General features: G+C 72.4%; 18 protein-coding genes. 12 read left to right on the top strand and 6 right to left on the bottom strand.

The genetic code is table 11. The features are described from left to right. Positions 1 to 65 precede the first annotated feature (65 nt). On the bottom strand, positions 66 to 1,184 hold the full coding sequence (locus tag ACWEVS_RS08925; RefSeq protein WP_452415137.1) for an ROK family transcriptional regulator: 1,119 nt from the start codon (positions 1,182 to 1,184) through the stop codon (positions 66 to 68). Positions 1,185 to 1,251: 67 nt separating this feature from the next. On the opposite strand from ACWEVS_RS08925, the gene ACWEVS_RS08920 reads away from it, so the two are divergent. The 3 genes from ACWEVS_RS08920 to ACWEVS_RS08910 are packed head-to-tail and all read left to right on the top strand — an operon-like array spanning position 1,252 to position 4,433. Beyond that, positions 1,252 to 3,366, top strand: coding sequence for an alpha-galactosidase (locus ACWEVS_RS08920; RefSeq protein WP_452550690.1), 2,115 nt, complete (start codon positions 1,252 to 1,254; stop codon positions 3,364 to 3,366). Between the two features lie 4 nt (positions 3,367 to 3,370). Further along, positions 3,371 to 3,721: a GerW family sporulation protein gene (locus ACWEVS_RS08915; RefSeq protein ID WP_452415140.1), complete on the top strand. Its 351-nt coding sequence runs from the start codon at positions 3,371 to 3,373 to the stop codon at positions 3,719 to 3,721. A 46-nt stretch (positions 3,722 to 3,767) separates the two neighbouring features. Next, complete coding sequence (locus ACWEVS_RS08910) at positions 3,768 to 4,433, top strand: YoaK family protein (RefSeq protein WP_452415142.1); 666 nt, start codon at positions 3,768 to 3,770, stop codon at positions 4,431 to 4,433. On the opposite strand, the gene ACWEVS_RS08905 is transcribed toward ACWEVS_RS08910, so the two are convergent. Beyond that, complete coding sequence (locus ACWEVS_RS08905; RefSeq protein WP_449922598.1) at positions 4,352 to 5,053, bottom strand: hypothetical protein; 702 nt, start codon at positions 5,051 to 5,053, stop codon at positions 4,352 to 4,354. The genes ACWEVS_RS08910 and ACWEVS_RS08905 overlap by 82 nt on opposite strands. A 102-nt stretch (positions 5,054 to 5,155) precedes the next feature. Next, a complete protein-coding gene (locus ACWEVS_RS08900; RefSeq protein WP_449922597.1) occupies positions 5,156 to 6,322 on the bottom strand; it encodes a cytochrome P450 in 1,167 nt (388 codons plus the stop codon). A gap of 86 nt (positions 6,323 to 6,408) precedes the next feature. On the opposite strand from ACWEVS_RS08900, the gene ACWEVS_RS08895 reads away from it, so the two are divergent. Then, positions 6,409 to 9,807, top strand: coding sequence for a phosphodiester glycosidase family protein (locus ACWEVS_RS08895; protein ID WP_452550689.1), 3,399 nt, complete (start codon positions 6,409 to 6,411; stop codon positions 9,805 to 9,807). 226 nt (positions 9,808 to 10,033) lie between these two features. Here the strand turns inward: ACWEVS_RS08895 and ACWEVS_RS08890 are convergent, their stop codons facing one another. Further along, positions 10,034 to 11,182: a PfkB family carbohydrate kinase gene (locus tag ACWEVS_RS08890; protein WP_452550687.1), complete on the bottom strand. Its 1,149-nt coding sequence runs from the start codon at positions 11,180 to 11,182 to the stop codon at positions 10,034 to 10,036. 153 nt (positions 11,183 to 11,335) lie between these two features. Between ACWEVS_RS08890 and ACWEVS_RS08885 the strand changes: the two genes are divergently transcribed. From ACWEVS_RS08885 to tuf, 8 genes are all read left to right on the top strand, one after another. Beyond that, complete coding sequence (locus ACWEVS_RS08885) at positions 11,336 to 12,319, top strand: substrate-binding domain-containing protein (protein ID WP_452550685.1); 984 nt, start codon at positions 11,336 to 11,338, stop codon at positions 12,317 to 12,319. A 1-nt stretch (position 12,320) separates the two neighbouring features. Next, positions 12,321 to 13,286, top strand: a complete 966-nt coding sequence (locus tag ACWEVS_RS08880) for an ABC transporter permease (RefSeq protein WP_449922589.1) — start codon at positions 12,321 to 12,323, stop codon at positions 13,284 to 13,286. Continuing rightward, a complete protein-coding gene (locus tag ACWEVS_RS08875; protein WP_449922587.1) occupies positions 13,283 to 14,095 on the top strand; it encodes an ATP-binding cassette domain-containing protein in 813 nt (270 codons plus the stop codon). The genes ACWEVS_RS08880 and ACWEVS_RS08875 overlap by 4 nt, the downstream gene beginning before the upstream one ends. A 34-nt stretch (positions 14,096 to 14,129) precedes the next feature. Further along, on the top strand, positions 14,130 to 15,149 hold the full coding sequence (locus ACWEVS_RS08870) for a LacI family DNA-binding transcriptional regulator (RefSeq protein WP_452550683.1): 1,020 nt from the start codon (positions 14,130 to 14,132) through the stop codon (positions 15,147 to 15,149). A 304-nt stretch (positions 15,150 to 15,453) separates the two neighbouring features. Next, positions 15,454 to 18,252 (top strand): glycoside hydrolase family 2 TIM barrel-domain containing protein, encoded by a 2,799-nt coding sequence (locus tag ACWEVS_RS08865; protein WP_452550682.1) that lies wholly within the window; start codon positions 15,454 to 15,456, stop codon positions 18,250 to 18,252. Between the two features lie 251 nt (positions 18,253 to 18,503). Further along, positions 18,504 to 19,805: an erythromycin esterase family protein gene (locus tag ACWEVS_RS08860; protein ID WP_449922581.1), complete on the top strand. Its 1,302-nt coding sequence runs from the start codon at positions 18,504 to 18,506 to the stop codon at positions 19,803 to 19,805. Between the two features lie 72 nt (positions 19,806 to 19,877). Further along, complete coding sequence (locus ACWEVS_RS08855; RefSeq protein ID WP_452550680.1) at positions 19,878 to 21,119, top strand: ATP-binding protein; 1,242 nt, start codon at positions 19,878 to 19,880, stop codon at positions 21,117 to 21,119. Between the two features lie 352 nt (positions 21,120 to 21,471). Then, entirely contained in the window at positions 21,472 to 22,638 is a 1,167-nt protein-coding gene (gene tuf / locus ACWEVS_RS08850; protein ID WP_452550678.1) for an elongation factor Tu, read from the top strand. 148 nt (positions 22,639 to 22,786) lie between these two features. On the opposite strand, the gene ACWEVS_RS08845 is transcribed toward tuf, so the two are convergent. Next, complete coding sequence (locus tag ACWEVS_RS08845; RefSeq protein WP_452550676.1) at positions 22,787 to 24,946, bottom strand: MMPL family transporter; 2,160 nt, start codon at positions 24,944 to 24,946, stop codon at positions 22,787 to 22,789. 24 nt (positions 24,947 to 24,970) lie between these two features. Beyond that, positions 24,971 to 25,519 (bottom strand): TetR/AcrR family transcriptional regulator, encoded by a 549-nt coding sequence (locus ACWEVS_RS08840; protein WP_449922574.1) that lies wholly within the window; start codon positions 25,517 to 25,519, stop codon positions 24,971 to 24,973. Positions 25,520 to 25,651: the final 132 nt, after the last annotated feature.

Raw genomic sequence — 25,651 nt, 5'->3', positions numbered from 1 at the left:
GATGACGGTCCGGACATGACGGTCCGGACATGACGGGCCCGTGACGGGCGGCGCGGGCGCGCGCGTCAGGGGACGCCGAGGTCGTGCCTGAGGGCCATCACCGCCGCCCCCCGCGCCCACTCGGTGAACGCGAACGGCTGCACCCGCACCTCCACCGGGTCGCTCGTCCAGTGCGTGTGCTCGGCCAGCGCCGCCTCGAACGCCGGCGCGCACACCGCGTGCATGTGCACCGTCTCCCCGGACAGCACCACCACCTCGGGCCCGATCAGGTTCGCGATCGTGGCCACGATCCGGCCCAGTGCCCGCCCCGCCTCGTCGAAGATCCGCCGCGCCACCAGGTCGCCGGAGCGGGCCAGCTCGAGCGCCTGCTCGAAGGTGAGCCTGGGGCGGTCGAGCGCCGCCCTGGCCGAGCGCCTGATGGCCGGCGCGGCGAGGTAGGCACGGGCGCAGCCGCGGTGCCCGCGCTCGCAGATCGGCCCGCCCTCGTCGACGGCCAGGTGCCCGATCTGCCCGCTGACGCCCGCCGTGCCGGTCACCAGGCGGTCGTCGACGACGATTCCGCAGCCGAGCCCCTCGCCCACGGTGACCAGCGCGAACGTCCGGTGCCCTGCGGCCGCGCCGAACCAGTGCACGGCCGCCGTCAGGGCGCGCACGTCGTTCTCCAGGACGGCGGGCAGCCCGGTCGCCGCGCTCACCAGCGCGGCCAGCGGAACGTCGTGCCAGCCCAGGAACGGCGAGCGGTGGACGACCGCGTCCGCCCGCGACGCCGTCCCGGCCAGGCTGACGCCCACCGCCGCGGGCGGACCGCCCGCGGACAGGACCGCCACCGCGTCGGCGATCCGGCCGACCACCGGCGTCACGTCGTGCCCGTCGAGCGGCATGCGCACCTCCGCGGTGACCGCCGCCCCCATGTCGGTGCGCACCGCGAACAGCTCCGTCTCGGTCAGCTTGATCCCCACGTACGCGCGGCGCGAGCGCTCGACCCGCAGCGGCACGGACGGGCGGCCGGGGACACCGGCGGGCCCCGGCTCCTCCACCAGGTACCCGGCCTGGAGAAGCGGCCTGGTCAGTTTGGTCAGCACCGAGGGCGACAGGTCGAGCCGCCGGGCCGCCTCGGCTCTGGAGAGCGGGCCGTGCAGAAGCAGTTCGACGAAGACGGCCCGCGCGGCGGGAGAGAGATTCATGGAGTGAACGAAACTTCCCCTCTGGCGACGAAGGAGGCGATCTGCTCTCATGGGGTTTGTGTCTAGTGTGAATATACTCTCGGTTGGTGACCGCGCCTGGGCGGCTCTCACGGCGACCTCCGCGTACGTGTTCGGCGTCGAGGCGGCGGGTGAGGACACGCGGGTCGTGCAGTGGTACTGGGGGCCGCGGCTGCCGGATGAGGCGCTGGCCGAGGTCGTCGGGCAGGTGCCGAGGCGGGTCGGCTCGGGCTTCCACGACCCCCGCGACATCGACGAGCTGCTTCCCGTCGAGGGCGGCCGCCGCTGGGGGGTGCCGTCGCTGCAGGCCACGTACGCCGGCGGGGTCCGCTCGGTCGAGCTGTCGTTCGCCGAGGCGGTGCTGTCGGACACCGAGGTCGAGCTGGTGCTGCGCGACCCGCTGGGGCTGCGGGTGGGCCTGCACGTGAAGGTGGCGGGGGAGGTCGTCGAGCGCTGGGTGAGCCTCGCCAACGAGGGCGCCCACGCCGTACGGCTCGGCCGGGTCGACTCGGGCAGCTGGGTCGTCCCCGAGCAGGCGGGCTATCGCTACACCGGCGTCGCGGGCGCCTGGGCAGGGGAGACCCAGCTGCACCGGGCCGAGCTGCCGGTCGGCGAGACCACGTTCACCAGCAGGACGGGCACCACCTCGCACCGCGCCAACCCCTGGATCATGATCGACGCCGGTGACGCGACCGAGGAACGGGGCGAGGTGTGGACGGTCGCGCTGGCGTGGAGCGGTTCGTGGCGGCTGACCGCGCAGCGCCGTCCCGAGGGCGACGTCGCCGTCACCACCGGCTTCGGCCACGACGGCCCCGCGTGGGTGCTGGAGCCGGGCGAGAACCTCGTGACGCCGCCGGCGCTGGGCCTCTACAGCGACGGCGGGTACGGCGCGGCCAGCAGGGCCTGGCACGACTACGCCCGCCACCACGTCCTGCCCACGCCGTTCGAGGAGCGGCCCGTCCTGTACAACTCGTGGGAGGCCACCTGGTTCGACGTGCGGGAGGACGGCCAGATCGAGCTCGCCCGCAGGGCCGCCGACCTGGGCGTGGAGCTGTTCGTGGTGGACGACGGCTGGTTCGGCGCCCGCACCGACGACAAGCGCGGCCTGGGCGACTGGTGGCCGAACCCCGACCGCTTCCCGCAGGGCCTGACCAAGCTGTTCGACACCGTTCGCGAGCTCGGCATGCGGGCCGGCCTCTGGGTCGAGCCCGAGATGGTCAACCCCGACAGCGACCTCTACCGCGAGCGCCCCGACTGGGTGCTGCACTACCAGGACCGGCGCCGCGACACGCTGCGCAACCAGCTCGTGCTCAACTACGGCAGGCCGGACGTGCGGGCCTGGGCGGTCGGCTGGCTGTCGGGGCTGGTGTCGGAGTACGGGCTCGACTACTTCAAGTGGGACATGAACCGCAGCTTCACCCAGGCGGGCTGGACCGAGGCGGGGGAGCGGGCCGACCTGCTGTGGATCGAGCACACCCGCGGCGTCTACGAGGTCATGGACACCCTGCGCGAGCGCCATCCGGGGCTGCGCATCGAGTCGTGCTCGGGCGGCGGCGGCCGGGTCGACTTCGGGATCATGCGCCGCACGGACGAGATGTGGACCTCCGACAACACCGACGCCCGCGACCGCCAGGCCATCCAGGACGGCTACTCCTACCTCTACCCGGCGGGGACGATGTCGGCCTGGGTCACCGACAGCCCGAACCCGCACACCAGGCGCGAGGTGCCGCTCGCCTACCGCTTCCACGTGGCCATGGCGGGCGTGCTCGGCATCGGCGGCGACCTGACCAGGTGGTCGGCCGCCGAGCTGGACCAGGCCCGCGAGCTGATCGCGGCCTACAAGGCGGTGCGCCCGGTCATCCAGCACGGCCGCCTGCACCGCCTCGCCGGCACCCCCGGCGTGACCGCCTCGGCCGTGCAGTACGTCCACGAGGACACCGTGGTGGTGCTCGCCTACCACCCGTTCGCGCTGTCGAAGCAGCCGCCCCGCCGGGTACGGCTGGCGGGCCTGGACCCGTCGGCCGTCTACGAGGACGCCTCGGGCGGGCGCCTGCACGGCCAGACGCTCATGTCGCACGGCCTGGCCCTGCCCACCTGGTTCATGAACGGCCCCGACTACCGCAGCGAGATGGTGGTCCTGCGCCGGGTCAATGGATATAGATGACCTCATGGACATGATGGAACTGGTGGAGAAGACGAAAGACGCCGCCACCGTCCGGCGCGTCTTCGGCGAGCCGGTCACCAACGGTGACGTGACGGTCATCCCCGTCGCCAAGGTGGCCCAGGGCGGCGGGGGCGGCGGCGGCAAGCAGGAGGGCGAGCAGCCGCGCCAGGGCTCGGGCGGCGGCTACGGCCTCGGCGCCACCCCCGCGGGCGTGTACGTCATCAGGAACGGCGAGGTCACCTGGCGGCCCGCCGTCGACGTCAACCGCATCGTGGTCGGCGGCCAGGTCGTCGCCGTCGTGCTCCTGCTGACGATCAGGACCATCGTGAAGCACTGGCGGAAGGGGCGGCGATGATCGTCCCGGGCCTGCGGCCGGCCACCTCGACCCGGCCGTAGCTCCCGTGCTGCGCCGCGTCGCCACCTGGCTGCTGCCCGGCGACACCGACCGGCACGGCGTCCTGCCGGCCCTGCTCATCCCCCTGACGTTCGTCACCGGTCTCGTCGACGCCGTCAGCTTCCTGGGGCTGAGCAGGGTCTTCGTCGCCAACATGACGGGCAACGTGGTCTTCGTCGGCTTCGCGCTGGCGGGCGCGCGGCAGCTGTCGCTGTGGTGGTCGCTGCTGGCGATCGGGGCGTTCATGGCCGGGGCCTGGACGGCGGGGCGGCTGATCGCCCGCTCGGCCGTCGAGCGGGCCTTCACCCCCGTCACGGCCGTCCACCTGACGCTCGTGGCGCTGGCGCTGGCGGTCTCGCTGCTGTTCGGTCACCGGGGCGACGGCGCCCAGATCGCGCTCATCTCGCTGCTGGCCGGTGGCATGGGCATGCAGAACGCGATCGTGCGCAAGCTGGCCGTCCCCGACATGACGACCACGGTGCTCACGACCACCATCACCGGACTGGCCAGCGAGGCGCCGGGGACCGCCGCCCGGCGCCGGCTCGTCTCAGTGTTCGGGATGTGCGGCGGCGCGTTGTGCGGCGGGCTGCTTCACTTCCACGTGGGCCCGCCCGCGGCGCTGGCGGTCGCGGTGGCGGTGCTGGCCGGTGTCACGCTGGCCGGCCGGCGCTGATCCCTCGGGATCATCGCGTCGCACTCGGCGATCGCGCCGGCCAGGAGCTCGCGCAGGATCGAGTCGGGATCCGGCACGCAGGCCTGCGCGATGCCCACGACGGCGAGCTGCACCGCGTTCGGCGCCGCGTACCTGCGGAAGCCCTTGTCGGTGATCTTCGCGGCGCGGCTGAAGCGCCTGGCCGACTCGGCCGCGTGCGGCGCCTGGGCGAAGGCCCGCCTGCTGCGCTCCTCCAGCCCCGCGGGACGGCCGTCCAGCCTGGCCAGCATCTCCTCGGCGGCCAGCACCGAGACGGCCAGCGCGAGCTGCCGCTCGGCGGCCGCTATGGGCAGGGCGGTGGTCGCGGCGCGCAGGGCCAGCCTGGCATCGATCCGCAGGTCGTCACCGGTCAGCCCGATGATCGAGGGGACGAGCGGGACCAGCTTGCTCCTGTTCTCGTCGGTGGTGTGGTCGTTGACCAGGCGGGCCAGGCCCGCGAGCAGGGGGTGCGTGCACGCGGGATGGTCGCTCCACCGCTCGCCCGCCAGATAGGAGGCCAGCTCCATGAAGCAGGCGCCCTTGCGCGGGTTACGGTGCCTGCCTCGCGACAGGATCGGCATGTGATCGTACAGAGTGTCCACGGCTGCTCCACGCGTTCTGCGCTGATCTGCCCTTTCAGTCTGCGTTCACGTCTGCCCGAAAGCCAGAGGTTGAGACACACGGCAAGCGGCGGATGTCGGCGCTCACCAGGTGAGATGGACGGCTTCGGGGGAGCGGTGGATGAGGGTCGGCAGCATCGCGACCTCGCTGTCGGCCAGCCTGAGGCCCGGGTACCTGGCCGTGAGCTGCTCCAGTGTGAGGCGGACCTGCTCGCGGGCCAGCTGCGCGCCGGGGCAGGCGTGCGCGCCGTGACCGAACGACAGGTGCCTGAGCGGCTCGCGGGTGATGTCGAAGGTGCCGGCGCGGTCGAAGACCGCCTCGTCGCGGCCGGCCGAGCCGTAGGAGACGAAGATCTGCTCGCCCTCCTTCAGCTCGTGGCCTGCGAGGGTGCAGGGCCTGGTGACCGTACGGCGGAAGCCCTGGACGGGGGCCTCGAACCTGGCGCCCTCCTCGATCGCGGCGGGGATGAGGGCCGGCCGCTCGCACAGCAGCTCCCACTGCTCGCGGTGGCGTAGCAGGTTCAGCACCAGCGTGCCGAGCAGGGCACTGGTGGTCAGGTGCCCCGCCAGCAGCAGGTTCTGCAGGTTGGAGACCAGCTCGTGCGGGTCGTCCCTGGTCAGCGCCCTGACCATCTCGCCCACGAGGTCGTCGCCGGGCTCGCGCAGCGCGTAGCCGTGGAGCAGGTGCTGGAGCCCGACGGTCGCGCGGGCCGCGCCTGCCTGCCCGGCGGGCGAGAGCGGCCGGAACAGCAGCGCCTCGGCCTGCCTGCCCGCCTCGACGGCAGGGTGCACGTCGGCCGGGTCGAGGCCGAACAGGTGGCCGAAGACCTCGGCCGGCAGCGGCCTGGCGTAGGCCGCCATCCACTCCACCGGCCCGTCGTCGGGGAAGGCGTCCAGCAGCGCGTGGACCCTCCCGGTGACGTACGGCAGGGCCGCCGCGACTCGCGCGGGGGACAGCCCGCGCGAGATCGGCCGCCGGTAGCGCTGGTGGGCCTCGCCGTCGGTGCTGAGCACAGTCCTCGTCTGCAGGAATCCCTTGGCCAGCTCGGCCAGCGCCTCCTGCCCCGGCACCTGGTCGGGCCGCAGCGCTCCCGCGGAGGAGAAGAGGTCCGGCCTGCTCAGCGCCTCGCGCACGTCCGCGTGGCGGGCGACGAGCCACGCCCCGAGCTCGGGGACGAACGTCAGACCCGGCGTCCGCCTGGCGATGGTGTAGACAGGATGGGGATCGCGGTAGAACGCGTCGAGGTCCACGCGCCCCATCGTGCAGGGGCCGGACGGGACGAGACAAGATCTGAAATTTTCTTTTAGTTCATGACTAAGTCTTGAAACTTGTCACCATGGCACGATTGAGTGCCGTCGTGCAGACCCTCCGCTTCATGGCGTCCGCCGCGCTGGCCTTAGGGCTTCTGGCCAGCCCGGCGCAGGCCGATCCCCCCGCTCCCGCAGAGGACGCGCCTCCCGCGTCGTCCTACAGCTCCGACTCCACCCTCCTGCTCAACGCCCCCGCGAGCCGGTCGCTGGAGACGGCCAAGAAGGTCCGGCCCGTCGCGCCGGGCCTCACGCTCACCTCCTTCGACCGCTTCGACGCGGCAGGCTGGCTGCGCGCCGACGCCCTGTCGGCCGACCTGTCGGGCGGGGTCACCACCGGCTATCTCAACTCGGGCGAGGTGTCGAAGACCGAGCCGCTGTCGGGGCCCGCCGATCGCGCCCGCGCGGTGGCCGCCGTCAACGGCGACTTCTTCGACATCAACCGCTCGGGCGCGGCGCTCGGCGTCGGCGTGAAGGACGGCGCGCTCGTCCAGTCGCCCGTCCAGGGCTGGAACAACGCGATCGCCCTCAACGAGGGCGTCGGCCGAGTCCTGCAGATGCACTTCGACGGCACCGCCACGCCCGCGGGCGGCGCACCGATCACGCTCACCCAGTTCAACCAGCTCGTCCAGACCGGCGGGGTGGGCCTGTTCACCCCGCTGTGGGGCTCCTACCGGCGCTCCGACTCCGCCAAGGTCACCGAGGTGGTGCTCGTGGACGGAGCCGTCACCGAGGTGCGCACCGGCGCAGGCCAGGGCCCCATCCCCGCCGGAACCACCGTCCTGCTCGGCCGCGAGGCGGGCGCCGACGCGCTGGCCCAGCTCAAGGTGGGCGACCGGGTCGAGGTGAAGTACCAGCCCAAGCCCTCCGACGGCGGCGCCGTCCAGACCGCGCTCGGCGGCAGGAACGTCCTGGTCAAGGACGGCAAGGCGCAGCCGTTCACCGACACCGACAGCCACCCCCGCACCGCGGTCGGCTTCTCCGCCGACGGCAGGAAGATGTACCTGCTCACCGTGGACGGCCGTCAGGCCGACAGCCGCGGCCTGACGCTGCGCGAAATGGCCGCGCTCCTGGTCGAGCTGGGCGCCCACAACGCGCTCGAACTCGACGGCGGCGGCTCCTCCACCATGCTCGCCCGCGAGCCCGGCAGCGCCGACGTCCAGGTGGAGAACAGCCCCTCCGACGGCGGCGAGCGGCACGTCCCCAACGGCCTGGCCCTCTACGCCCCGCAGGGCAGCGGCGAGCTGAAGGGCTTCTGGCTGGAGACCGCCAGCGACCCCGCCAAGGCGCCCGGCGTCGGACCGGTCGCCGGCGGCCGTCCCGACCGCGTCTTCCCCGGGCTCACCAGGCGGCTGACCGCCGCCGGATACGACGAGACGTACGGCCCGGCCGAGGGCGCGCCCTCGTGGCAGACCTCGACCTCCGTGCACGGCCGCGTCTCCAAGGAGGGCGTCTTCCACGCCTGGGTCCCCGGGCAGACCACGGTCACGGCCAGGCACGGCGCGGCCAAGGGCACCCTGGACCTGACCGTCCTGCAGCCGCTGACCCGCCTCGGCGTCACCACCGACCGGGTGGGTCTGGCGGCGGCCGACGCCACGGGCAGCTTCGGCGTCGTCGGCTACGACCGCAACGGCAACTCCGCGCCCATCGAGCCGGGCGACGTGAAGCTCGACTACGACACCTCGCTGCTCGAGGTGAAGCCCGCCCCGCACGGGTTCTTCACCGTCAAGGCGCTCAAGGGCACCGGATCGGGCCTGATCACCGCGCGGGTGGGCGCGGTGAGCGCCGCCGTGCCGGTGACCGTCGGGTTCGAGGACGTCGCCGTCGCCGACTTCGAGAACGCCGGCTCGTGGACGTTCGCCGCGGCCAGGGCCACCGGCTCGCTGGCCGCCGGCCAGGGGCAGAGCGGCGGCGGGCTGAAGCTCACCTACGACTTCACCCAGTCGACCGCCACCCGCGCCGCCTACGCCTCGCCGCCCCAGCAGATCGTGATCCCCGGCCAGCCGCAGGCGTTCGGGCTGTGGATCAACTCCGCCGGCAAGGGCGAGTGGCCCAGCCTGGAGTTCTACGACTCCCAGGGGCAGTCGCAGATCCTGCGCGGGCCGTACCTGACCTGGAGCGGCTGGAAGTACGTCGAGTTCACGGTGCCGCCCGGGGTGAGCTACCCGCTCAAGCTGCGCCGCTTCTACGTCGCCGAGACCAGGGCCGACGCCACGTACACCAACGCGATCACCATCGACGGGCTGGTGGCCAGGGTGCCTCCCTCGGTGCAGGCGCCGCCCGCCGCCCGGGTGAGCGACCCGGTGGTGAAGCCGTCGGTCACCGCCATGCCGTGGCGGTTCGCGGTGATGTCGGACGCCCAGTTCGTGGCCCGGCAGCCCGACAGCGACATCGTCAAGAACGCGCGCAGGACGCTGCGCGAGCTCAAGGCCGCCAAGCCCGACTTCCTGCTGATCAACGGCGACCTGGTGGACGAGGCCTCGCCCGAGGACTTCGCGCTGGCGAAGCGGATCCTCGACGAGGAGCTGGGCGGGAGCCTGCCGTACCACTACGTGCCCGGCAACCACGAGGTGATGGGCGGCAAGATCGACAACTTCCGGGCGGTGTTCGGCGACACCTCCAAGGTCTTCGACCACAAGGGGACCAGGTTCATCACCCTCGACACCTCGCGGCTCAACCTGCGCGGCGGCGGCTTCGAGCAGATCGAGCTGCTGCGCGACCAGCTCACCGCGGCGGCCGGGGACGGGAACGTGGGGTCGGTGGTCGTGCTGTTCCACGTGCCGCCGCGCGACCCGACGCCCGGCAAGGGCAGCCAGCTCGGCGACCGGAAGGAGGCGGCCCTCGTCGAAGGATGGCTGGCCGACTTCCAGCGGACGACGGGCAAGGGCGCCGCCTACATCGGGGCGCACGTCGGGACGTTCAACGCCGCCCGCGTCGACGCGGTGCCGTACTTCATCAACGGCAACTCGGGCAAGAACCCGGCCACCGCCGCCGACGACGGCGGGTTCACCGGGTGGTCGCTGTGGGGCGTCGACCCGGTCACGCCGAAGGAGGCCGAGCACGTCAGGCGCAACTGGTTCGTCGACGCGCCCAGCTGGATCGGCACCCAGGTGCGTCCGCACGTGGACACGCTGACGCTGACCGCGCCCGCGTCGGTCTCCGTGGGATCGCCCGCGACGGTGAAGGCGTCGCTGACCCAGGACGACCGGACGGTCCCCGTGGCCTACCCGGTGTCGGCCGAGTGGTCCGGCTCGCCGAACCTGCACATCGGGCCGCTGTCGAAGGCCAGGCCCTGGCACGTCGCCTCGCTCGACCCGGCGACCGGGACGCTGACCGCGCTACGGCGCGGGCAGGTGCTGGTGGCGGTCACGGTGAACGGGGTCACCAAGGAGGCAACGGTCGCCACCGCGTCCAGCGCCGCCGCCTGACCCTCGCACCCTGAGGCGCCCGCTTCCCCACCGGGAGGCGGGCGCCTTCCGCGTCCGGCCACCACCGCCGGCCGTCACCGCCGGCCGTCAGCGTCGGCCACCACCGCCGGCCGTCACCCCGGGCCGCCCGGCGTCGGCTGTCACGGTCGGCCGTGCCGCCGGGCGGGCCGCCGCGGTGGCCCGCCCGGGGCAGGGGCAGTCCCTCCGCCGCCATCCCGGCTCTGGGTCAGGCGTCCGGCTGGGCGAGCTGGTCGGCCCACGGCGGGTCGGCGCCCGGCACGGCGCAGGTCAGCGCCGCTACTCTGGCGCCGAACGCCGCGGCCTCGGCCGCTGCGGCCAGGTCGAGCCGCTCCAGCCGCCCGCCCAGCAGCCCCCTGCTCTCCAGCCGGTGCAGCAGGCCCGCCGTGAACGAGTCGCCCGCGCCCACCGTGTCCACCACCTCGACAGGCACCGCCGGCACCGTCGCCGTCTGCGCCGCAGTCGGGACCACTGTCGGGGCCGCTGTCTGCACCGCTGTCGGACCTGCTGTCGGACTTGCTGTCTGCACCGCTGTCGGACCTGCTGTCGGACTTGCTGTCTGCACCGCTGTCGGACCTGCTGTCGGACCTGCTGTCTGCACCCCTGTCGGGCCCGCTGCCGGACCTGCTGTCGGGGCCGCTGCCGGACCTGCTGTCGGGGCCGCTGTCTCCCCGTCCAGCGACACCAGCGCCCCCTCGGCACCCATGGTCACCACCACGAGCCGGGCCCCCCACGCGTGCCAGAGCGCGCACGCCTCGGCCACCGAGGCGCCGGGCAGCAGGAACGCCACGTCGTCGGCGCTGAGCTTGAGGATGTCGGCCAGCTCGCACCACCGCGGCATCCGGCTCAGGTAGTCCTCGCGCGAGGCCAGGCTGGGCCGTACGTTGGGGTCGATCGAGACGGTCGCCGTCGCGGCGGCGCGCGCGGCGAAGTCGGCGACCGCGCTCGCTCCGGGTTCCCTGACCAGCGCCAGCGAGCCGGTGTGCAGGCAGGACGCGCCGTCCAGCCGGTCGGCCGACAGCTCGGCGGCGCTCCACTGCCAGTCGGCGGTGCCCTCGGCGTGGAAGGTGTAGCGCGCCTGCCCGTGGGCGTCCAGGGTCGCGACGGCCAGCGTGCTGGGCTCGCGGGCCGGCACGCACGCCGACAGGTCCACGCCGGAGGCGGCCATCCGCTCGCGGAACAGCTCGCCGAACACGTCGTCCGACAGCCGGCCGAGGAAGCCGGCCGGCGTGCCGAGGCGGGCCAGGGCGACCGCGGTGTTGGCGGGCCCGCCACCGGGCAGCACCCGCAACATCAGCTCGCCCGGACGTTTGCCGGCGAAGGCGTCGGCGACGCACTCACCCAGGACGGCGATCATGTGCCTGCCTTTCCGCTGTTGCCGTTTCGTTACGGGCGGGGGGCATTGACGTTTCCCGAAACGGAGTTCATCATCGCAGCACAGCGGATGTCAACGTTGACATATGTCAACGATGACACCGGGTCCGCCCAGCTCATGTGAGGAACACCCGCCATGAAGCGACTCATCGCAGGCCTCTCGGCCGCTACCCTTCTCACCGCCGGATGCGGCGGCGGCACCACGTCCGGCTCGGCTTCGGAGCCCGTCAAGGTCGGCCTCATCACCAAGACCGAGACCAACCCCTTCTTCGTCAAGATGAAGGTGGGCGCCACCGCAGCGGCCAAGGCCCAGGGCGCCCAGCTCATGAGCGCCGCGGGCAAGTTCGACGGCGACAACGCCAGCCAGATCACCGCCATCGAGAACATGGTCGCCGCGGGCGTCAAGGGCATCCTCATCACGCCGAGCGACACCAAGGCCATCGTGCCCGCCATCAAGAAGGCCAGGGACGCGGGCGTGCTGGTCATCGCCCTCGACACCCCGACCGACCCGCAGGACGCCACCGACGCGCTGTTCGCCACCGACAACTTCAAGGCCGGCGAGCTGATCGGCGCGTACGCCAAGGCCGCGATGGCCGGCAAGGCCGCCAAGATCGCCACCCTGGACCTGGCTCCCGGCATCACCGTCGGCAAGCTGCGCCACGACGGCTTCCTCAAGGGCTTCGGCGTCGCCGAGGGCGACCCGTCGATCGTGTGCTCGCAGGACACCCAGGGCGACCAGGCCAAGGGCCAGACGGCCATGGAGAACTGCCTGCAGAAGGCGCCCGACATCAACCTCGTCTACACCATCAACGAGCCCGCCGCGCTGGGCGCGCACACGGCGCTGAAGGCCAAGGGCGTCGACAAGAACGTGCTCGTGGTCTCCGTCGACGGCGGCTGCACCGGTGTCAAGGCCGTGCAGAACGGCTGGATCGGCGCCACCTCCCAGCAGTACCCGCTGAAGATGGCCGAGATGGGGGTCAAGGCCGTCACCGACTTCGCCAAGAGTGGGAACAAGCCCAGCGGGTACACCGACACGGGGGTCACCCTCATCACCGACAAGCCGGTCGCCGGGGTGGACGCCAAGGACACCGCCTACGGCCTGGCCAACTGCTGGGGCTGACATGGCCGTCACCGAAGCGAGCCTGCCGCGCAGGATCCTGACCACACCGACGGCGGGGCCGCTGGCCGCGCTGATACTGGCCTGCGCCTTCTTCTCGCTGAACAGCGAGCAGTTCCTCACCGGAGGCAACTTCTCGCTCATCATCCAGCAGGTCATGGTCGTCGGCACGCTGGCCATCGGCCAGACGCTGATCATCCTCACCGCGGGCATCGACCTGTCGAACGGGGCGATCATGGCCTTCGGCGGCATCGTGATGGCCAAGCTGTCCCTGTCCATCCCGCCGCTGGTGGCGATCGGCGCGGGCCTGGCCGTCTGCGCCGCGTTCGGCCTGATCAACGGGCTGCTGGTGACGAAGATCGTGCTGCCGCCGTTCATCGTCACGCTCGGCATGCTGAACGTGGTCTTCGCCCTCACCCACATCTACTCCCAGGACCAGACGGTCACCGGGCTGCCGCCCGAGCTGACCTTCCTCGGCCAGACCTTCCAGCTCGGCGACACCCGCGTCACCTACGGCTCGGTGCTCACCATCGCGCTCTTCCTGCTGTTCGCCTACCTGCTGGGGCACACCGCGTGGGGCAGGCACGTCTACGCCCTCGGCAACAGCCCGGAGATCGCCAGGCTCACCGGCATCCGCACCGACCGGCTGACCGTGGGCGTCTACAGCCTTGCCGGCCTCGTGTACGGCATCGCCGCCCTCCTGCTGGTCTCCCGCACCGGCGTGGGCGACCCCCAGGCGGGGCAGACCGACAACCTCGACAGCATCACCGCGGTCGTGCTCGGCGGCACGAGCCTGTTCGGCGGGCGCGGACAGGTCCTGGGCACGCTCATCGGCGCGCTGATCGTGGGAGTGTTCCGCAACGGACTCCAGCTGATGGGCGTCCCGTCGATCTACCAGACGCTCATCACCGGCATCCTGGTGATCCTCGCGGTCGCCGTCGACCAGCTCTCCCGCAGGAGGACCCGATGACCACCGCAGTTCTCCAGGCACGGGGCCTGGTCAAGCGCTACGGACACGTCACCGCCCTCGACGGCGCCGACTTCGACCTGATGCCGGGCGAGGTGCTGGCCGTCATCGGCGACAACGGCGCCGGCAAGACCACCCTCATCAAGGCGCTGACCGGCGCCATCCAGCCCGACTCCGGCGAGATCCTGCTCGACGGGAAACGGGTGCGCTTCGGCGACCCGCTGGAGGCGCGCAGACACGGCATCGAGACCGTCTACCAGGACCTGGCCATCGCCGCTTCGCTCGACATCGCCACCAACATGTTCCTCGGCAGGGAACTGCGCAGGCCGGGCGTGCTCGGCAAGGTCTTCAGGATGCTGGACAAGCCGCGCATGCGGGCCGCCTCGGCCGAGTACATGGCCGAGCTGAAGATCGGGCTGCGCTCGCTGTCCGTGCCCGTGGAGTCGCTGTCGGGCGGACAGCGGCAGGGCGTGGCGGTCGCCCGAGCGGTGGCGTGGGCCTCGCACGTGGTCGTCATGGACGAGCCCACCGCAGCCCTCGGGGTGAAGGAGTCGGGACAGGTGCTCGACCTGATCCGCAGGGTCCGCGACCGGGGCCTGCCCGTCGTGCTGATCAGCCACAACATGCCGCACGTCTTCGAGATCGCCGACAGGATCCACGTCCAGCGGCTCGGTCGCAGGGTCGCGCAGCTCAAGCCGGGCGAGCACAGCATGGCCGAGGTCGTGGCCATCATGACCGGCGCGCTGACCGTGTCCGAGGGCAAGGCGGTCATCGCCGACAAGGACGCAGCGGAGGCCATCGGCCTGTCGTGATCCCTTACCCTGTTCACGACAACGGGGAGGTTCGATGGCGAGCGCGCGGCGCCCGACGATGACCGATGTCGCCCGAGAGGTCGGCGTCACCGCCAAGACCGTCTCCCGCGTCCTCAACGAGGACGGCCCCGTCGCCCCCGAGACCCGTGCGCGGGTCATGGAGGTCGTGCGCAGGCTCGGCTACCAGCCCAACCTGATGGCGCGCAACATGCGGGTCGGCGCGAGGGACGCGGCGATCGGGCTGGTCATCCCCGACATGGGCAACCCGTTCTTCGGCACCGTCGCGGGCGGCATCGAGAGCGCCGTGCGCGAACGCGGCCTGACCGTGATCGTGGGCTCCTCCAGCGAGACCAGGGAACTCGAGCGCTCCCTGGTGGCCACCTTCCTGGCCCGCAGGGTGAGCGCGCTGCTCGTCGTGCCCTCGGCGGCCGGCGACCACCGCTACCTGCGCGCCGAACGCGAAGCCGGGCTGCCCATCGTCTTCCTCGACCGGCCCGCGGTGGGGCTGGTGGCCGACTGCGTGGTCAGCTCCAACCGGGAGGGGGCGCGCGACGGCACCGCCCACCTCATCGCCCACGGGCACCGCAGGATCGGCTTCATCGGCGACCTGCCCACGACGCTCTACACCAGGCGCGAACGCCTGCAGGGCTACCGGGAGGCGCTGGCGACGGCCGGCCTGCCGTTCGACAAGGCGCTGGTGGAGACCGGCCACTCCGCCGCGGCCGCCGCAGCGGCGGCCGAACGGCTGCTCGGCCTGCCCGACCCGCCGACCGCGCTGTTCGCGGCCAACAACTTCGCCGCCACCGGGACGGTGGTGGGGCTGGCCAGGGCGGGACGCAAGGACGTGGCCCTGGTCGGCTACGACGACCTGCCGCTGGCCGAGGTCCTCGACCCGCCCCTGACGGTCGTCGCGCAGGACCCGGCGGCGATGGGGACGGCGGCGGCGGCGCTGGTGCTGTCCCGGCTGGCCGGCGACCGGTCACGCACGGCCAAGACCCAGATCCCCACCCACCTGATCCCTCGCGGCTCCGGCGAACTCCCCCCGCGTCGCTGAACCCCCGTCCTGCCTGCCCGGTCCGGCCGTCCGGTGCCGTCCTCTCCGCTACCGCGAGCCCGCCCGTGCCGTGCTTCCTCCCGTACGGCGCGGCCACCCCGGCTCTTCCTCCCGTACGGCGCGGCCACCCCGGCTCTTCCTTCCCGTACGGCGAGCCCACCCGGCCGCCACCCTGGGCGCCGGGCCGGGGCGCGTCCAGGGGCACGCGTCCAGGGGCACGCGTCACCGTGGCGGGCCGTCGCGACGTCGCCGGACCCGCTGAACGTCTGGACATGTGTGATTAATTCGGAAAACATCGGTTTTTGTGTACTTCGCCGATTTCGCTCCGGGAGCGGGCCGACTGGACCCGCGTGCCGCGCTCCGCTCCGACGCCCCTTCGATCGATCTCAACGGTGACTGGCGCTTCCGCCTGTCGGCCACCGCCGACGCGCCCGACGACTTCGCCGCCCCAGACTTCGACGACGCGGCCTGGGACACGCTTCCCGTTCCCTCCCACTGGCCGCTGCACGGGTACGGCAGCCCGGCCTACACCAACGTGTCCTACCCCTTCCCCGTCGACCCGCCGTACGTGCCCGACGAGAACCCCACCGGCGACTACCGGCGCGCGTTCGAGCTTCCCGAGGGGTGGAGCGGCGGGCGGCTGCGGTTCGAGGGTGTCGACTCGTGCGCCAAGGTCTGGCTGAACGGCCACGAGCTCGGCTTCACGACCGGCAGCAGGCTGCCCGCCGAGTTCGACGCCGGGCCGTACCTCAGGCCGGGGCGCAACGTGCTTGCGGTGCGGGTGCACCAGTGGTCGGCGGCCAGCTATCTCGAGGACCAGGACATGTGGTGGCTGCCCGGAATCTTCAGGGAGGTGACGCTCACCCGATCCACCGCTGACGTGTTCGTGCACGCCGCCGCCGACGGCACGCTCAGCTTCGAGGGCGCGGGTCTGCTGTCCGTCCCTGAGCTGGGCGTGACCGACCTGGCGCCCGGCACCGAGGTGCGCGTGGCCGCGCAACCGTGGTCGGCCGAGACGCCCCGCCTGTACGAGGCCGTCTTCTCCACCGCCGAGGAGACCGTACGGCTGCGCATCGGCTTCCGCACGATCACGATCGAGGACGGCGTGCTCAAGGCCAACGGCGTCCCGCTGGTCTTCAAGGGCGTCAACCGGCACGAGTTCCACCCCCGGCACGGCCGCGCGGTGCCGTACGAGACGATGGTCGAGGACGTGCTGCTGATGAAGCGGCACAACGTCAACGCCGTTCGCACCAGCCACTACCCGCCGCACCCCGCGTTCCTGGACCTGTGCGACGAGTACGGGCTGTGGGTGGTCGACGAGTGCGACCTGGAGACGCACGGGTTCGGGCAGGTCGGCTGGCGCGGCAACCCCACCGACGACCCTCGCTGGAGCGAGGCGCTGCTCGACCGGATGAAGCGGATGGTCGAGCGCGACAAGAACCACCCCAGCGTGGTCATGTGGTCGCTCGGCAACGAGGCGGGCGTCGGCGCCAACCTGGCGGTCATGGCCGGTTGGACGCGCGAGCGCGACCCGTCGCGGCCCATCCACTACGAGGGCGACCCGTCGTGCGCCGACGTGGACGTCTACAGCAGGATGTACGCCTCGCACGCCGAGGTGGAGGCGATCGGCCGGGGCGCCGAGGACCCGCTCGACGACCCCGGGCTGGACGCGCGGCGCAGGGCGATGCCGTTCGTGCAGTGCGAGTACGCCCACGCGATGGGCAACGGCCCCGGCGGCCTGGCGGAGTACCAGGAGCTGTTCGACACCTATCCGAGACTCGCGGGCGGGTTCGTCTGGGAGTGGATCGACCACGGCCTGGCCCACGACGAGTACGGCTACGCCTACGGCGGCGACTACGGCGAGCCGCTGCACGACGCGAACTTCGTCGTGGACGGCCTGGTCTTCCCCGACCGCCGGCCGTCGCCGGGGCTGCTCGACCTGAAGAAGGTGTTCGAGCCCGTCACGATCACCTTCTCGGACGGGACGGTGACCGTGACGCGGACGGTGCCGTACCCGCTGGAGTTCTGGTGGGCGCTGACGGCCGGCGGCGTGGCGGTCGCCGAGGGCGTCCTGGACGTGCCCGAAGGGGAGCGGGCCGAGGTCAAGCTCCCCGACCTGCCGGAGACGGACGAGCCCGGCGAGGTATGGCTGACCGTGCAGGCCGTCCTGGCGGCCGACCTGCCGTGGGCGGAGAAGGGACACGAGATCGCCTGGAGCGAGCTGAAGGTCGGCGACGGCTCGCCTGCCCCGGCGCGCGGCGAAGGACCCGCTCCCGCGGGGCGGGCGGAGCTCGTGGTGCGGGGGGAGAGCGCCGAGCTGGGCGGAGGGGTGTTCGAGGCGAGGACAGGACGGCTGACCACGCTGTTCGGGCTGGACGTCGAGGGGCCCAGGCTGGACCTCTGGCGGGCGCCCGTCGACAACGAGCGTTTCGGCGGTCTCGACTGGAACTGGCGCAGCCTCGGACTGCACCGCCTGACCCACCGGGTCGTCGCCGTCACCCACGAGGACGACGCGCTGACCGTCCGCGCCCGCGTCGCCCCCGCCGCCACCGACCTCGGCATGCGCGTCACCTACCGGTGGACCGCCGACGAGGCGGGACTCGCGCTCGACGTCCACGTGGTGCCCGAGGGGGAGTGGACGTTGCCGCTGCCGAGGCTCGGCGTGGCCATGACGCTGCCGTCGAGCCTGTCGGAGGTCGTCTGGTTCGGCAGAGGCCCGGGCGAGTCCTACCCCGACACGGGCCTGGCGGCCCGGATCGGCGGCTTCGGCGCCACGATCGAGGAACTGCAGACGCCGTACGTGTATCCGCAGGAGAACGGGCAGCGCGCCGACGTGCGGTGGGCCGTCCTCGTCGACGGCCAGGGCCGGGGCCTGCGCATCGCGGGCGAGCCCGCGTTCGGGCTGACCGCACGCCGGTGGAGCACCGCCGAGCTGGAGCGCGCCGCCCACCTGACGGACCTGCGGGCGGGGGAGCGGGTGCACGTCCACCTCGACCACGCCCAGCACGGCGTCGGCAGCGCGGCGTGCGGCCCCGGCGTCCTGCCGCGATACGAGCTGCGGGCGCGGGAGGCGCGCTTCGGCTTCCGCTTCTCGGCGGTGTGACCGCCGCGCCGCCACGCGGGCCGGTCCTCTTCCCGGAGGGGACCGGCCTTACGTCGCCCGAGGTCGCGGCGCTGATAGTGTCGCTTCCATGGCCACGGGCAGTCTTTTCCTCTGACGCCGGAGCGTGTTCGCCTCCGGCCGGATGACGCGGGGGCCACGGCCCCGTCTCCCTTCGCCGCCGCTCGGCTCCTTCCGCGCCCCCTTTTCGGTGACCTTCCGACGTTTCCATACCGAGAATCGAGCGACTCGCCATGACGACCGACCGGATGTCCGCGGACCTTCTCGCCACCTGGTTCCGGACGCACACCAGCATCCTGACCGGCCTCGATCCCGACGCGCCGCTCGACGACCTCGAGCCGCTGCGCGAGATCATCGGTGATGCCCGGGTCGTGGCCGTGGGGGAGGGGGCCCACTTCGTGAGGGAGTTCACCCAGGTCCGCCAGCGGGTGCTGCGCTTCCTCGCCGAGCGGTGCGGGTTCACCGTCCTCGCATTCGAGTTCGGGTTCAGCGAAGGCCTCGCCCTGGACGAGTGGTTGCGGGGCGACGGCGACGAAGCCGATCTGGCCGCCCTCAGCGGCACCACGAACGCCGGGATGAACCCCGACATGGTGCGCTGGCTGCGCCGGCACAACCTCACCAGCGCGCATCCGGTGCGCTTCGTCGGAGTCGACACCCCCGTGGCCGGAGGGCAGCTGCGCCCCGCGCTGGAGCCGCTGGCCGGCTACCTGCTCGACGTCGACAGGGAGGCGCTGGGCCAGGTCGAGCGGGCCATGGCGATCGCCGACCGGTTCACCGGCAGATCGGTCGCCGTGGCGGCGCCCCGGTGGGCGCGCCTGGGGGCGGGCGAGCAGGACGCGCTCACCGCCTCGCTGACCCGGCTCCTGCTGCGCTTCCGGGCGCTGGAGCCGCTCTACGTCTCGCGCAGCGACCAGCACCGCTACGACGTGGCGCGGCGCCATCTGGAGGCGGCGCTGCACGCCGACTACATGTTCGGGGCCATCCGCGCCCTCTTCGCGGGTGAGGGACTGCCGGGGGACGCGTCCGTACGGGACCACTACATGGCCCGGTCGCTGCGCTGGCATCTCGACCGCGCCGAGCCCGGCGCGCGCATCGTCCTGGCCGCCCACAACCAGCACATCCAGAAGACGCCCGTGTGCTACGGCGGCGAGCTGGCCGCCCTTCCCATGGGGCACTACCTGAGCCGGATGCTCGGCGACGGCTACCGGGCGCTCGCCCTGACCCACACCGCCGGCAGCGTCGCCGAGATGCACCTGGACGAGAAGAGCGAGGCCGGCTTCACCGTCGCCGAGGAGCAGCTCGCCGCGCCCGAGCCGGGAAGCGTCGAGGCGGCGCTGGTCGATGCGGGATTCGGCACCGCCGTCAGCCTCACGAACCTGCGCCACGCCCCGCAGGGCGCGCTGGACCGCATTCGCAGCCAGAGCGCCAGCGTGCTGACCCCCATGCGGGAGGCGTTCGACGGGGTCATCACCACCCCGACGGCCACCACCTCCTTCTCGACGAGTCTGGGCGGAGCGCCCTTCGACCAGCCGTGACGTCCGGCCTCCGGCGTTCCCCGCGTTTAGGTCACCCCAAAAAGGACAAAAAATGCCAAAGGGGGCTGGGGTATGCAGGTAAAGATCGATTACGAGGCGGTGTTCACGGCCGCCCCGTCCCTGTCGGCGGTCCTGACACCGGACTTCGTCATAACGGCGGTCAACGACTCCCTCCTCAGGGCGCTCGATCGCACCCGGGCTGAACTGATCGGCCAGGACGTCTTCGCCGCCTTCCCGATGAACCCGAACATCCTCGACGACCCGGGCATGCAGGGCGCCAAGGCGCTGCGCGCCTCGCTCGAACAGGTCGCGGCCACCGGCCAGGCCGACGTCATGTCGGCGCAGCGCTACGACATCGAAGAGGTGGGCCGGCCCGGCGTCTTCGAGGAGAGGTACTGGAGCACGGTCAACACGCCCATCCTGGGGCCGAAGGACGGGGTCGACTGGATCCTGCTCAGCAGCCAGGAGGTCACCGGCTTCGTCAAGGCGATGAAGCGGTACGGCATGCGGAACGCCCCCGGCCGCGACGTGGAACCGGACGAGGTGAACGCCGATCTCTACGCGCGCGCCTGCGAACTGCACAACCTCGCCGGACAGCTCCAGGAGACACACGACCGGCAACGGGCGACCATCTCGGCGCTCCAGGAGGCCGTCCGCCGGCAACGCCAGGCGGTCTTCGACACCTCGCACGACCTGCGCAACCCCATCACCGGACTGCTGACCGAGCTCGAGGCCGCGCTCGCCGAACCGCACATCGACCAGCGGCAGATGCTGCGCAAACTGCTCCGCAACACCGAGCGGCTGAGCGAGATCGTCGCGGACGTGCTCGACCTGGCCCGCCCCGACAGCGGCACCACCGCCGACATGGAGGTGCTCGACCTGGGCGTCTTCGCCGCCGACGAGCTCGAACGCCGCGCCCCCGCCGCCACCGTCGTCACCGGCCTGGAGCGCGAGGTCCTGGTACGCGCCTCCCGGATCCGCCTCGCCAGGCTGCTGGGCAACCTGCTGGACAACGCCGAGCGGCACGCCTCCACCACGATCGAGGTCCACGTCACCACAGCCCCGCCCGAGGCGATCCTCGAGGTCGTGGACGACGGGCCGGGCATCGCGTCGGCCGACCGCGAACGGGTCTTCGAACGCCTGTACCGGCTGGACGACGCTCGCCACCGCGACCCCGGGGGCACCGGACTCGGTCTGGCCATCGCGCGCGAGATCGCCCGCGCGCACGGCGGCCAGTTGCATGCCGCCGATCACCCCCGCGGGGCTCGCTTCGTCCTGCGCCTTCCCCTCGCCGCCCCGCCCGTCCGGAAGTAACGGCGGCCTGACAGGCCCGTCCGGAACTAGCGGCCGCCTGACAGGGCCCGTCCGAGAGTAACGGCCGCCTCACAGGCCCGTCCGGGAGCGGCGGCCGCCTGACAGCGCCGTGTGGCCGGGCGGGACGCGGAATAATCCGTTGCCGCCGGGCATTCCACACCGACATCATGGTCATCATGTTCCGGTACGTCCTCCAGCTCACGCTTGCGGCAGCAGGCGCGCTGGGCCGTGCCGCGACGCTCCGCGACGGCCTGGAGCGCTGACCCTTTCCCGTGCGTCCGATCGTGACCCGGCGGGGGAGGGTTGACGACCCGACGGGTCACCAGGCATCGAGCGTCGAAGGAAAGGGACGATGGCCAAGCAGGCCTACGTGCGGAACAAGCCGCACCTCAACATCGGCACCATGGGGCATGTCGACCACGGCAAGACCACGCTGACCGCCGCGATCACCAAGGTGCTCGCCGAGCGGGGCGGCGCGACGTACACGCCGTTCGAGCGGATCGACCGCACGCCCGAGGAGGCGCAGCGGGGCATCACGATCAACATCTCGCACGTCGAGTACGAGACGGCCACCCGTCACTACGCGCACGTGGACATGCCCGGCCACGCCGACTACGTGAAGAACATGATCACGGGGGCGGCGCAGCTCGACGGCGCCATCCTGGTCGTGTCCGCGCAGGACGGCATCATGCCGCAGACGCGCGAGCACGTGCTGCTCGCCCGGCGGGTCGGGGTCGAGCACCTGGTCGTCGCGCTGAACAAGGCCGACGGCGCCGACCCGGAGCTGGCCGACCTGGTCGAGCTCGAGCTGTCGGAGCTGCTGGCCGAGCACGGCTACCACGACGTGCCCATGGTCCGCGTCTCCGGGCTGCGGGCGCTGGAGGGCGACCCCACGTGGACGGCGTCCGTCGAGGCGCTGCTCCAGGCGGTGGACGACCACATCCCGGTCCCCGTCCGCTACGTCGAGGCGCCGTTCCTCATGCCGGTGGAGAACGTGCTCACCGTCACCGGGCGCGGCACGGTCGTCACCGGCGCGATCGAGCGCGGCTCGGTCAAGGTCGGCGACACGGTCGAGGTCGTCGGCCTGGGCGAGGGTTTCACCGCGGTGGTGACCGGGGTGGAGACCTTCGGCAGGACCATGGAGCGCGGCGAGGCCGGTGACAACGCGGCGGTGCTCCTGCGCGGCGTGCGGCGCGAGCAGGTACGGCGGGGCCAGGTGCTGGCCGCGCCCGGCTCCCAGCGCGCCCACACGCGCGTCACCGCCAGGATCTACCTGCTCACCGAGGCCGAGGGCGGGCGACGCCGGCCCGTCGGCAGCGGCTACCGGCCGCAGTTCTACCTGCGCACGACCGACGTGCCCGGCCAGATCGTCATGGACGGGCCCGCCGCGCCGGGCGACACGGTGGAGGCGGTCGTCGAGCTCGGCCGGTCGGTGGCCGTGGAGCCCGGGCTCGGCTTCGCCATCCGCGAAGGCGGGCTGACGGTCGGCGCCGGCACGGTGCTGTCCATCCTCGACTAGCACGTCCGGCCTGGCGGGCGGCCGGGTCCCCCACCGGGACCCGGCCGCCGTCGCGCCGGAATCCGCACCCAGGCGACGCCACCGCCGCGCTACCGCCGCGCCCAGCGCAGCGACCCCGCCGGGAGCGAGCGGACGGCCGGGCGGGACGTCAGACCCTGGCGGTCTCCCTGGTGTCGTCGCGGTGCCGGTCGGCGGGGTGCTCGTGAAGGCCCTCGCCCTCGACGTCGAGGTTCGGCAGGACCCGGTCGACGGCGCGGGGCAGCCACCATGCCGCGCGGCCGAGAAGGGACATCACGGCAGGCACCAGGGTCAGCCGGACGAGGAACGCGTCGACGAACACCCCGACGGCCAGCGCGAAGCCGATGGACTTGATGATCGGGTCATCCATGAACACGAATCCGCCGAAGACGGCCACCATGATGAGAGCCGCGGCGGTGACGACGCGGGCGTTGTGGCCCAGCCCGTTGACGGTCGCCTGGCCCGGACTGTCGCCGCGGACGAAGTCCTCCCGCATGCGGGAGACGAGAAAGACCTCGTAGTCCATGGCCAGCCCGAACAGGATTCCGATCAGCAGGATCGGCAGGAAGCTCACCAGCGGTCCGGGGACGTCGACGCCCACCAGGTCGGCCAGGTGCCCCTGCTGGAAGATGGCCACCGTGATGCCGAACGTGGCGCCGACGGTCAGCAGGAAGCCCAGCGCCGCCTTGAGCGGCACCAGCAGCGAGCGGAAGACGAGCATGAGCAGCAGGATCGACAGGCCGACGACGAGCAGCAGGTAGACGGGCATCGCCTCGGCGAGCTTCGCCGACACGTCGATGCCGATGGCCGTGGCGCCGGTCAGCGCGACGGTGGCGCCCTTGACGCCGGACACGCGCTCCCTGATCAGGCGCACCGCCCGCTCGGTGGCGGCGTCGGTGGGCCCGGCCTTGGGGATGACGGTCATCAGCGCGGTGGTGCCCTGGCTGTTGGTCTGCGGCGGGGAGACGCCGAGCACGCCCTCGGTGCCGTGGATCAGGAGTGCGGCCTGCTTGGCGGCCGCGCCGGTGGATGCGGCGTCGTCGCCGGAGACGACGGCGACCAGCCGGCCGTTGAGGCCCGGCCCGAAGCCCTCAGTGATCAGGTCGTAGGCCTCGCGGGGCGCGGAGCCGGAGGGGGCTGTGCCGGCGTCGGGCAGGGCCAGGCGCATGTCCTGGGCGGGCAGCGCCAGCGCGGCCAACCCCACGACACCGGCCGCCAGAATCGGGACGCGCAGGCGCGTGACGATCCGGCCCCAGCTGTAACCGAAGCCCTCGCGGCCGGGGCCGGCGGCCCTTCCACGGCGGTGCGCCCTGGGCATGACGCGGGGGCCGGCGAAGCCGAGCATGGCGGGCAGCAGGGTGAGGGCGACCAGCACGGCAAGGGTGACGGTGCCGGCCGCGGCCAGGCCCATGACGGTGAGGAAGGGGATGCCCACCACGGCGAGACCGGCCAGGGCGATGACGACGGTGGCACCGGCGAAGACCACGGCCGAGCCCGCGGTGCCGGTCGCCCGCCCGGCGGCCTCCTGCGCCTCGACGCCCTCGGCGAGGAACTGCCGGTAACGGGAGGTGATGAACAGCGAGTAGTCGATCCCCACGGCCAGCCCCAGCATCAGCGCCAGGATGGGCGCGGTGCTGGTCAGGTCGAGCACGCCGCTGAGGGCGAACAGCCCGGACATCCCCGCGGCCACGCCGGCGAGCGCGTTCAGCAGCGTCATGCCGGCGGCCACGAGGGAGCCGAAGGTGACCACCAGGACCACGGCGGCGACCAGGACACCGAGAGCCTCGGTGGAGCCGATCTCGGCTCCTGCCGTCATCACCTCACCGCCGTGCTCCACCCGCAGGCCGTGCGCCGAGGCGCCGACCTTCTGGTAGGCGGCGCGCTGAGCGTCGGTGATCTCGCTGGTGGCGGTGTCGAACTGCACCTGGACCAGCGCGTAGCGGTCGCGCGAGACCGCGCCGACCTGGAAGGGGTCGACGGCGGCGATCACACCCGGAACCCGGTCGGCCTCCTGCACGATGGCGGCGACCGCGGCCCTGTCGAGCTTCCTCCCCTCGGGTGCGGCGATGACGATGGTGCCGGTCGTGCCGCCGGCCTGCGGGAACTGCCGCCGCAAGGAGTCGAGCGCCCGCTGCGACTCCGTACCCGGGATCGTGAAGTCGTCGCTGGTGGGGCCCATGAAGGTGGCGGCCGCCCCGCCCAGCAGGGCGAGCGCGAGCAGCCAGACGGCGAGGACCCGCCCCCGGCGGCGGAAGGAGAACCGGCCGAGCCGGTAAAGCAGAGAAGCCATGAACGTGGGTGTCTTTCCTCGTGTTCAGGGGGTTTCGCGGTCGAGTGTGCGCAGGGCGCCGCGGATCAGTTCGGCACGCAGGTCCTGGTCCGTCACCGGCAGGTCGCTGGCGCAGGTGACGGAGACCGCGCCGATGACCATGGAAGCGGTGACCAGGCCCTTGGCCGCGGCCGAGCCCTCGGCCATCGCCGCCATCAGCCGCGCGATGACGGCGGGCACGGCACCCAGCGCCGGGTGGCCGGTGAGCCCGGGGATGTCCTGGAACAGGACCTTGACCTCGCGCCGGAACCGCATGGCCAGGTCGACGAAGCCGGTGACGGCCGCTTCCGCGGCCGGGGCCCCTTCCATGCCCGCGAGCCGGGCGTCCAGCGCGCCCAGTTCCTCGCCGGCGGGGGTGAGCAGCTCGGTGAGGATCGCCTCCTTGCTGACGAAGTAGTAGAGCAAGGACGCCTTGGAACAGCCCACCACCTGGGCGATGTCGTGCAGCGAGGTGCCCTTGTAGCCGCGCGTGGCGAACAGGTCCAACGCCGCGTCCAGGAGGTGGCCGCGCAGGGCGGAAGCGGGACGTGCCATGCCAGCCACGATAACTGTCCGATCGGTCAGAGCTGACCGATCGGACAGGACAAGGGTGTGGCCTTGATCACTTCGCCGATGGGGTGCCCCCTCGTACGACGGCACAATGAACCGCGTCCGCTTCGTGCGCGC

The sequence above is a fragment of the Nonomuraea sp. NPDC003754 genome, from assembly GCF_053605785.1.
This window is presented reverse-complemented; position numbering and strand designations above follow the sequence as displayed.

What these genes read in the sequence shown, in the direction of transcription:
- ACWEVS_RS08915 (WP_452415140.1), top strand. Translation starts at nt 3,371, where the DNA reads ATGGACATGATGGAACTGGTGGAGAAGACGAAAGACGCCGCCACCGTC.
- ACWEVS_RS08885 (WP_452550685.1), top strand. Translation starts at nt 11,336, where the DNA reads ATGAAGCGACTCATCGCAGGCCTCTCGGCCGCTACCCTTCTCACCGCC.
- ACWEVS_RS08845 (WP_452550676.1), bottom strand. Translation starts at nt 24,946, where the DNA reads ATGGCTTCTCTGCTTTACCGGCTCGGCCGGTTCTCCTTCCGCCGCCGG.
- ACWEVS_RS08860 (WP_449922581.1), top strand. Translation starts at nt 18,504, where the DNA reads ATGACGACCGACCGGATGTCCGCGGACCTTCTCGCCACCTGGTTCCGG.
- ACWEVS_RS08880 (WP_449922589.1), top strand. Translation starts at nt 12,321, where the DNA reads ATGGCCGTCACCGAAGCGAGCCTGCCGCGCAGGATCCTGACCACACCG.
- ACWEVS_RS08895 (WP_452550689.1), top strand. Translation starts at nt 6,409, where the DNA reads ATGGCACGATTGAGTGCCGTCGTGCAGACCCTCCGCTTCATGGCGTCC.
- ACWEVS_RS08870 (WP_452550683.1), top strand. Translation starts at nt 14,130, where the DNA reads ATGGCGAGCGCGCGGCGCCCGACGATGACCGATGTCGCCCGAGAGGTC.
- ACWEVS_RS08890 (WP_452550687.1), bottom strand. Translation starts at nt 11,182, where the DNA reads ATGATCGCCGTCCTGGGTGAGTGCGTCGCCGACGCCTTCGCCGGCAAA.
- tuf (WP_452550678.1), top strand. Translation starts at nt 21,472, where the DNA reads ATGGCCAAGCAGGCCTACGTGCGGAACAAGCCGCACCTCAACATCGGC.
- ACWEVS_RS08875 (WP_449922587.1), top strand. Translation starts at nt 13,283, where the DNA reads ATGACCACCGCAGTTCTCCAGGCACGGGGCCTGGTCAAGCGCTACGGA.
- ACWEVS_RS08840 (WP_449922574.1), bottom strand. Translation starts at nt 25,519, where the DNA reads ATGGCACGTCCCGCTTCCGCCCTGCGCGGCCACCTCCTGGACGCGGCG.
- ACWEVS_RS08855 (WP_452550680.1), top strand. Translation starts at nt 19,878, where the DNA reads ATGCAGGTAAAGATCGATTACGAGGCGGTGTTCACGGCCGCCCCGTCC.
- ACWEVS_RS08925 (WP_452415137.1), bottom strand. Translation starts at nt 1,184, where the DNA reads ATGAATCTCTCTCCCGCCGCGCGGGCCGTCTTCGTCGAACTGCTTCTG.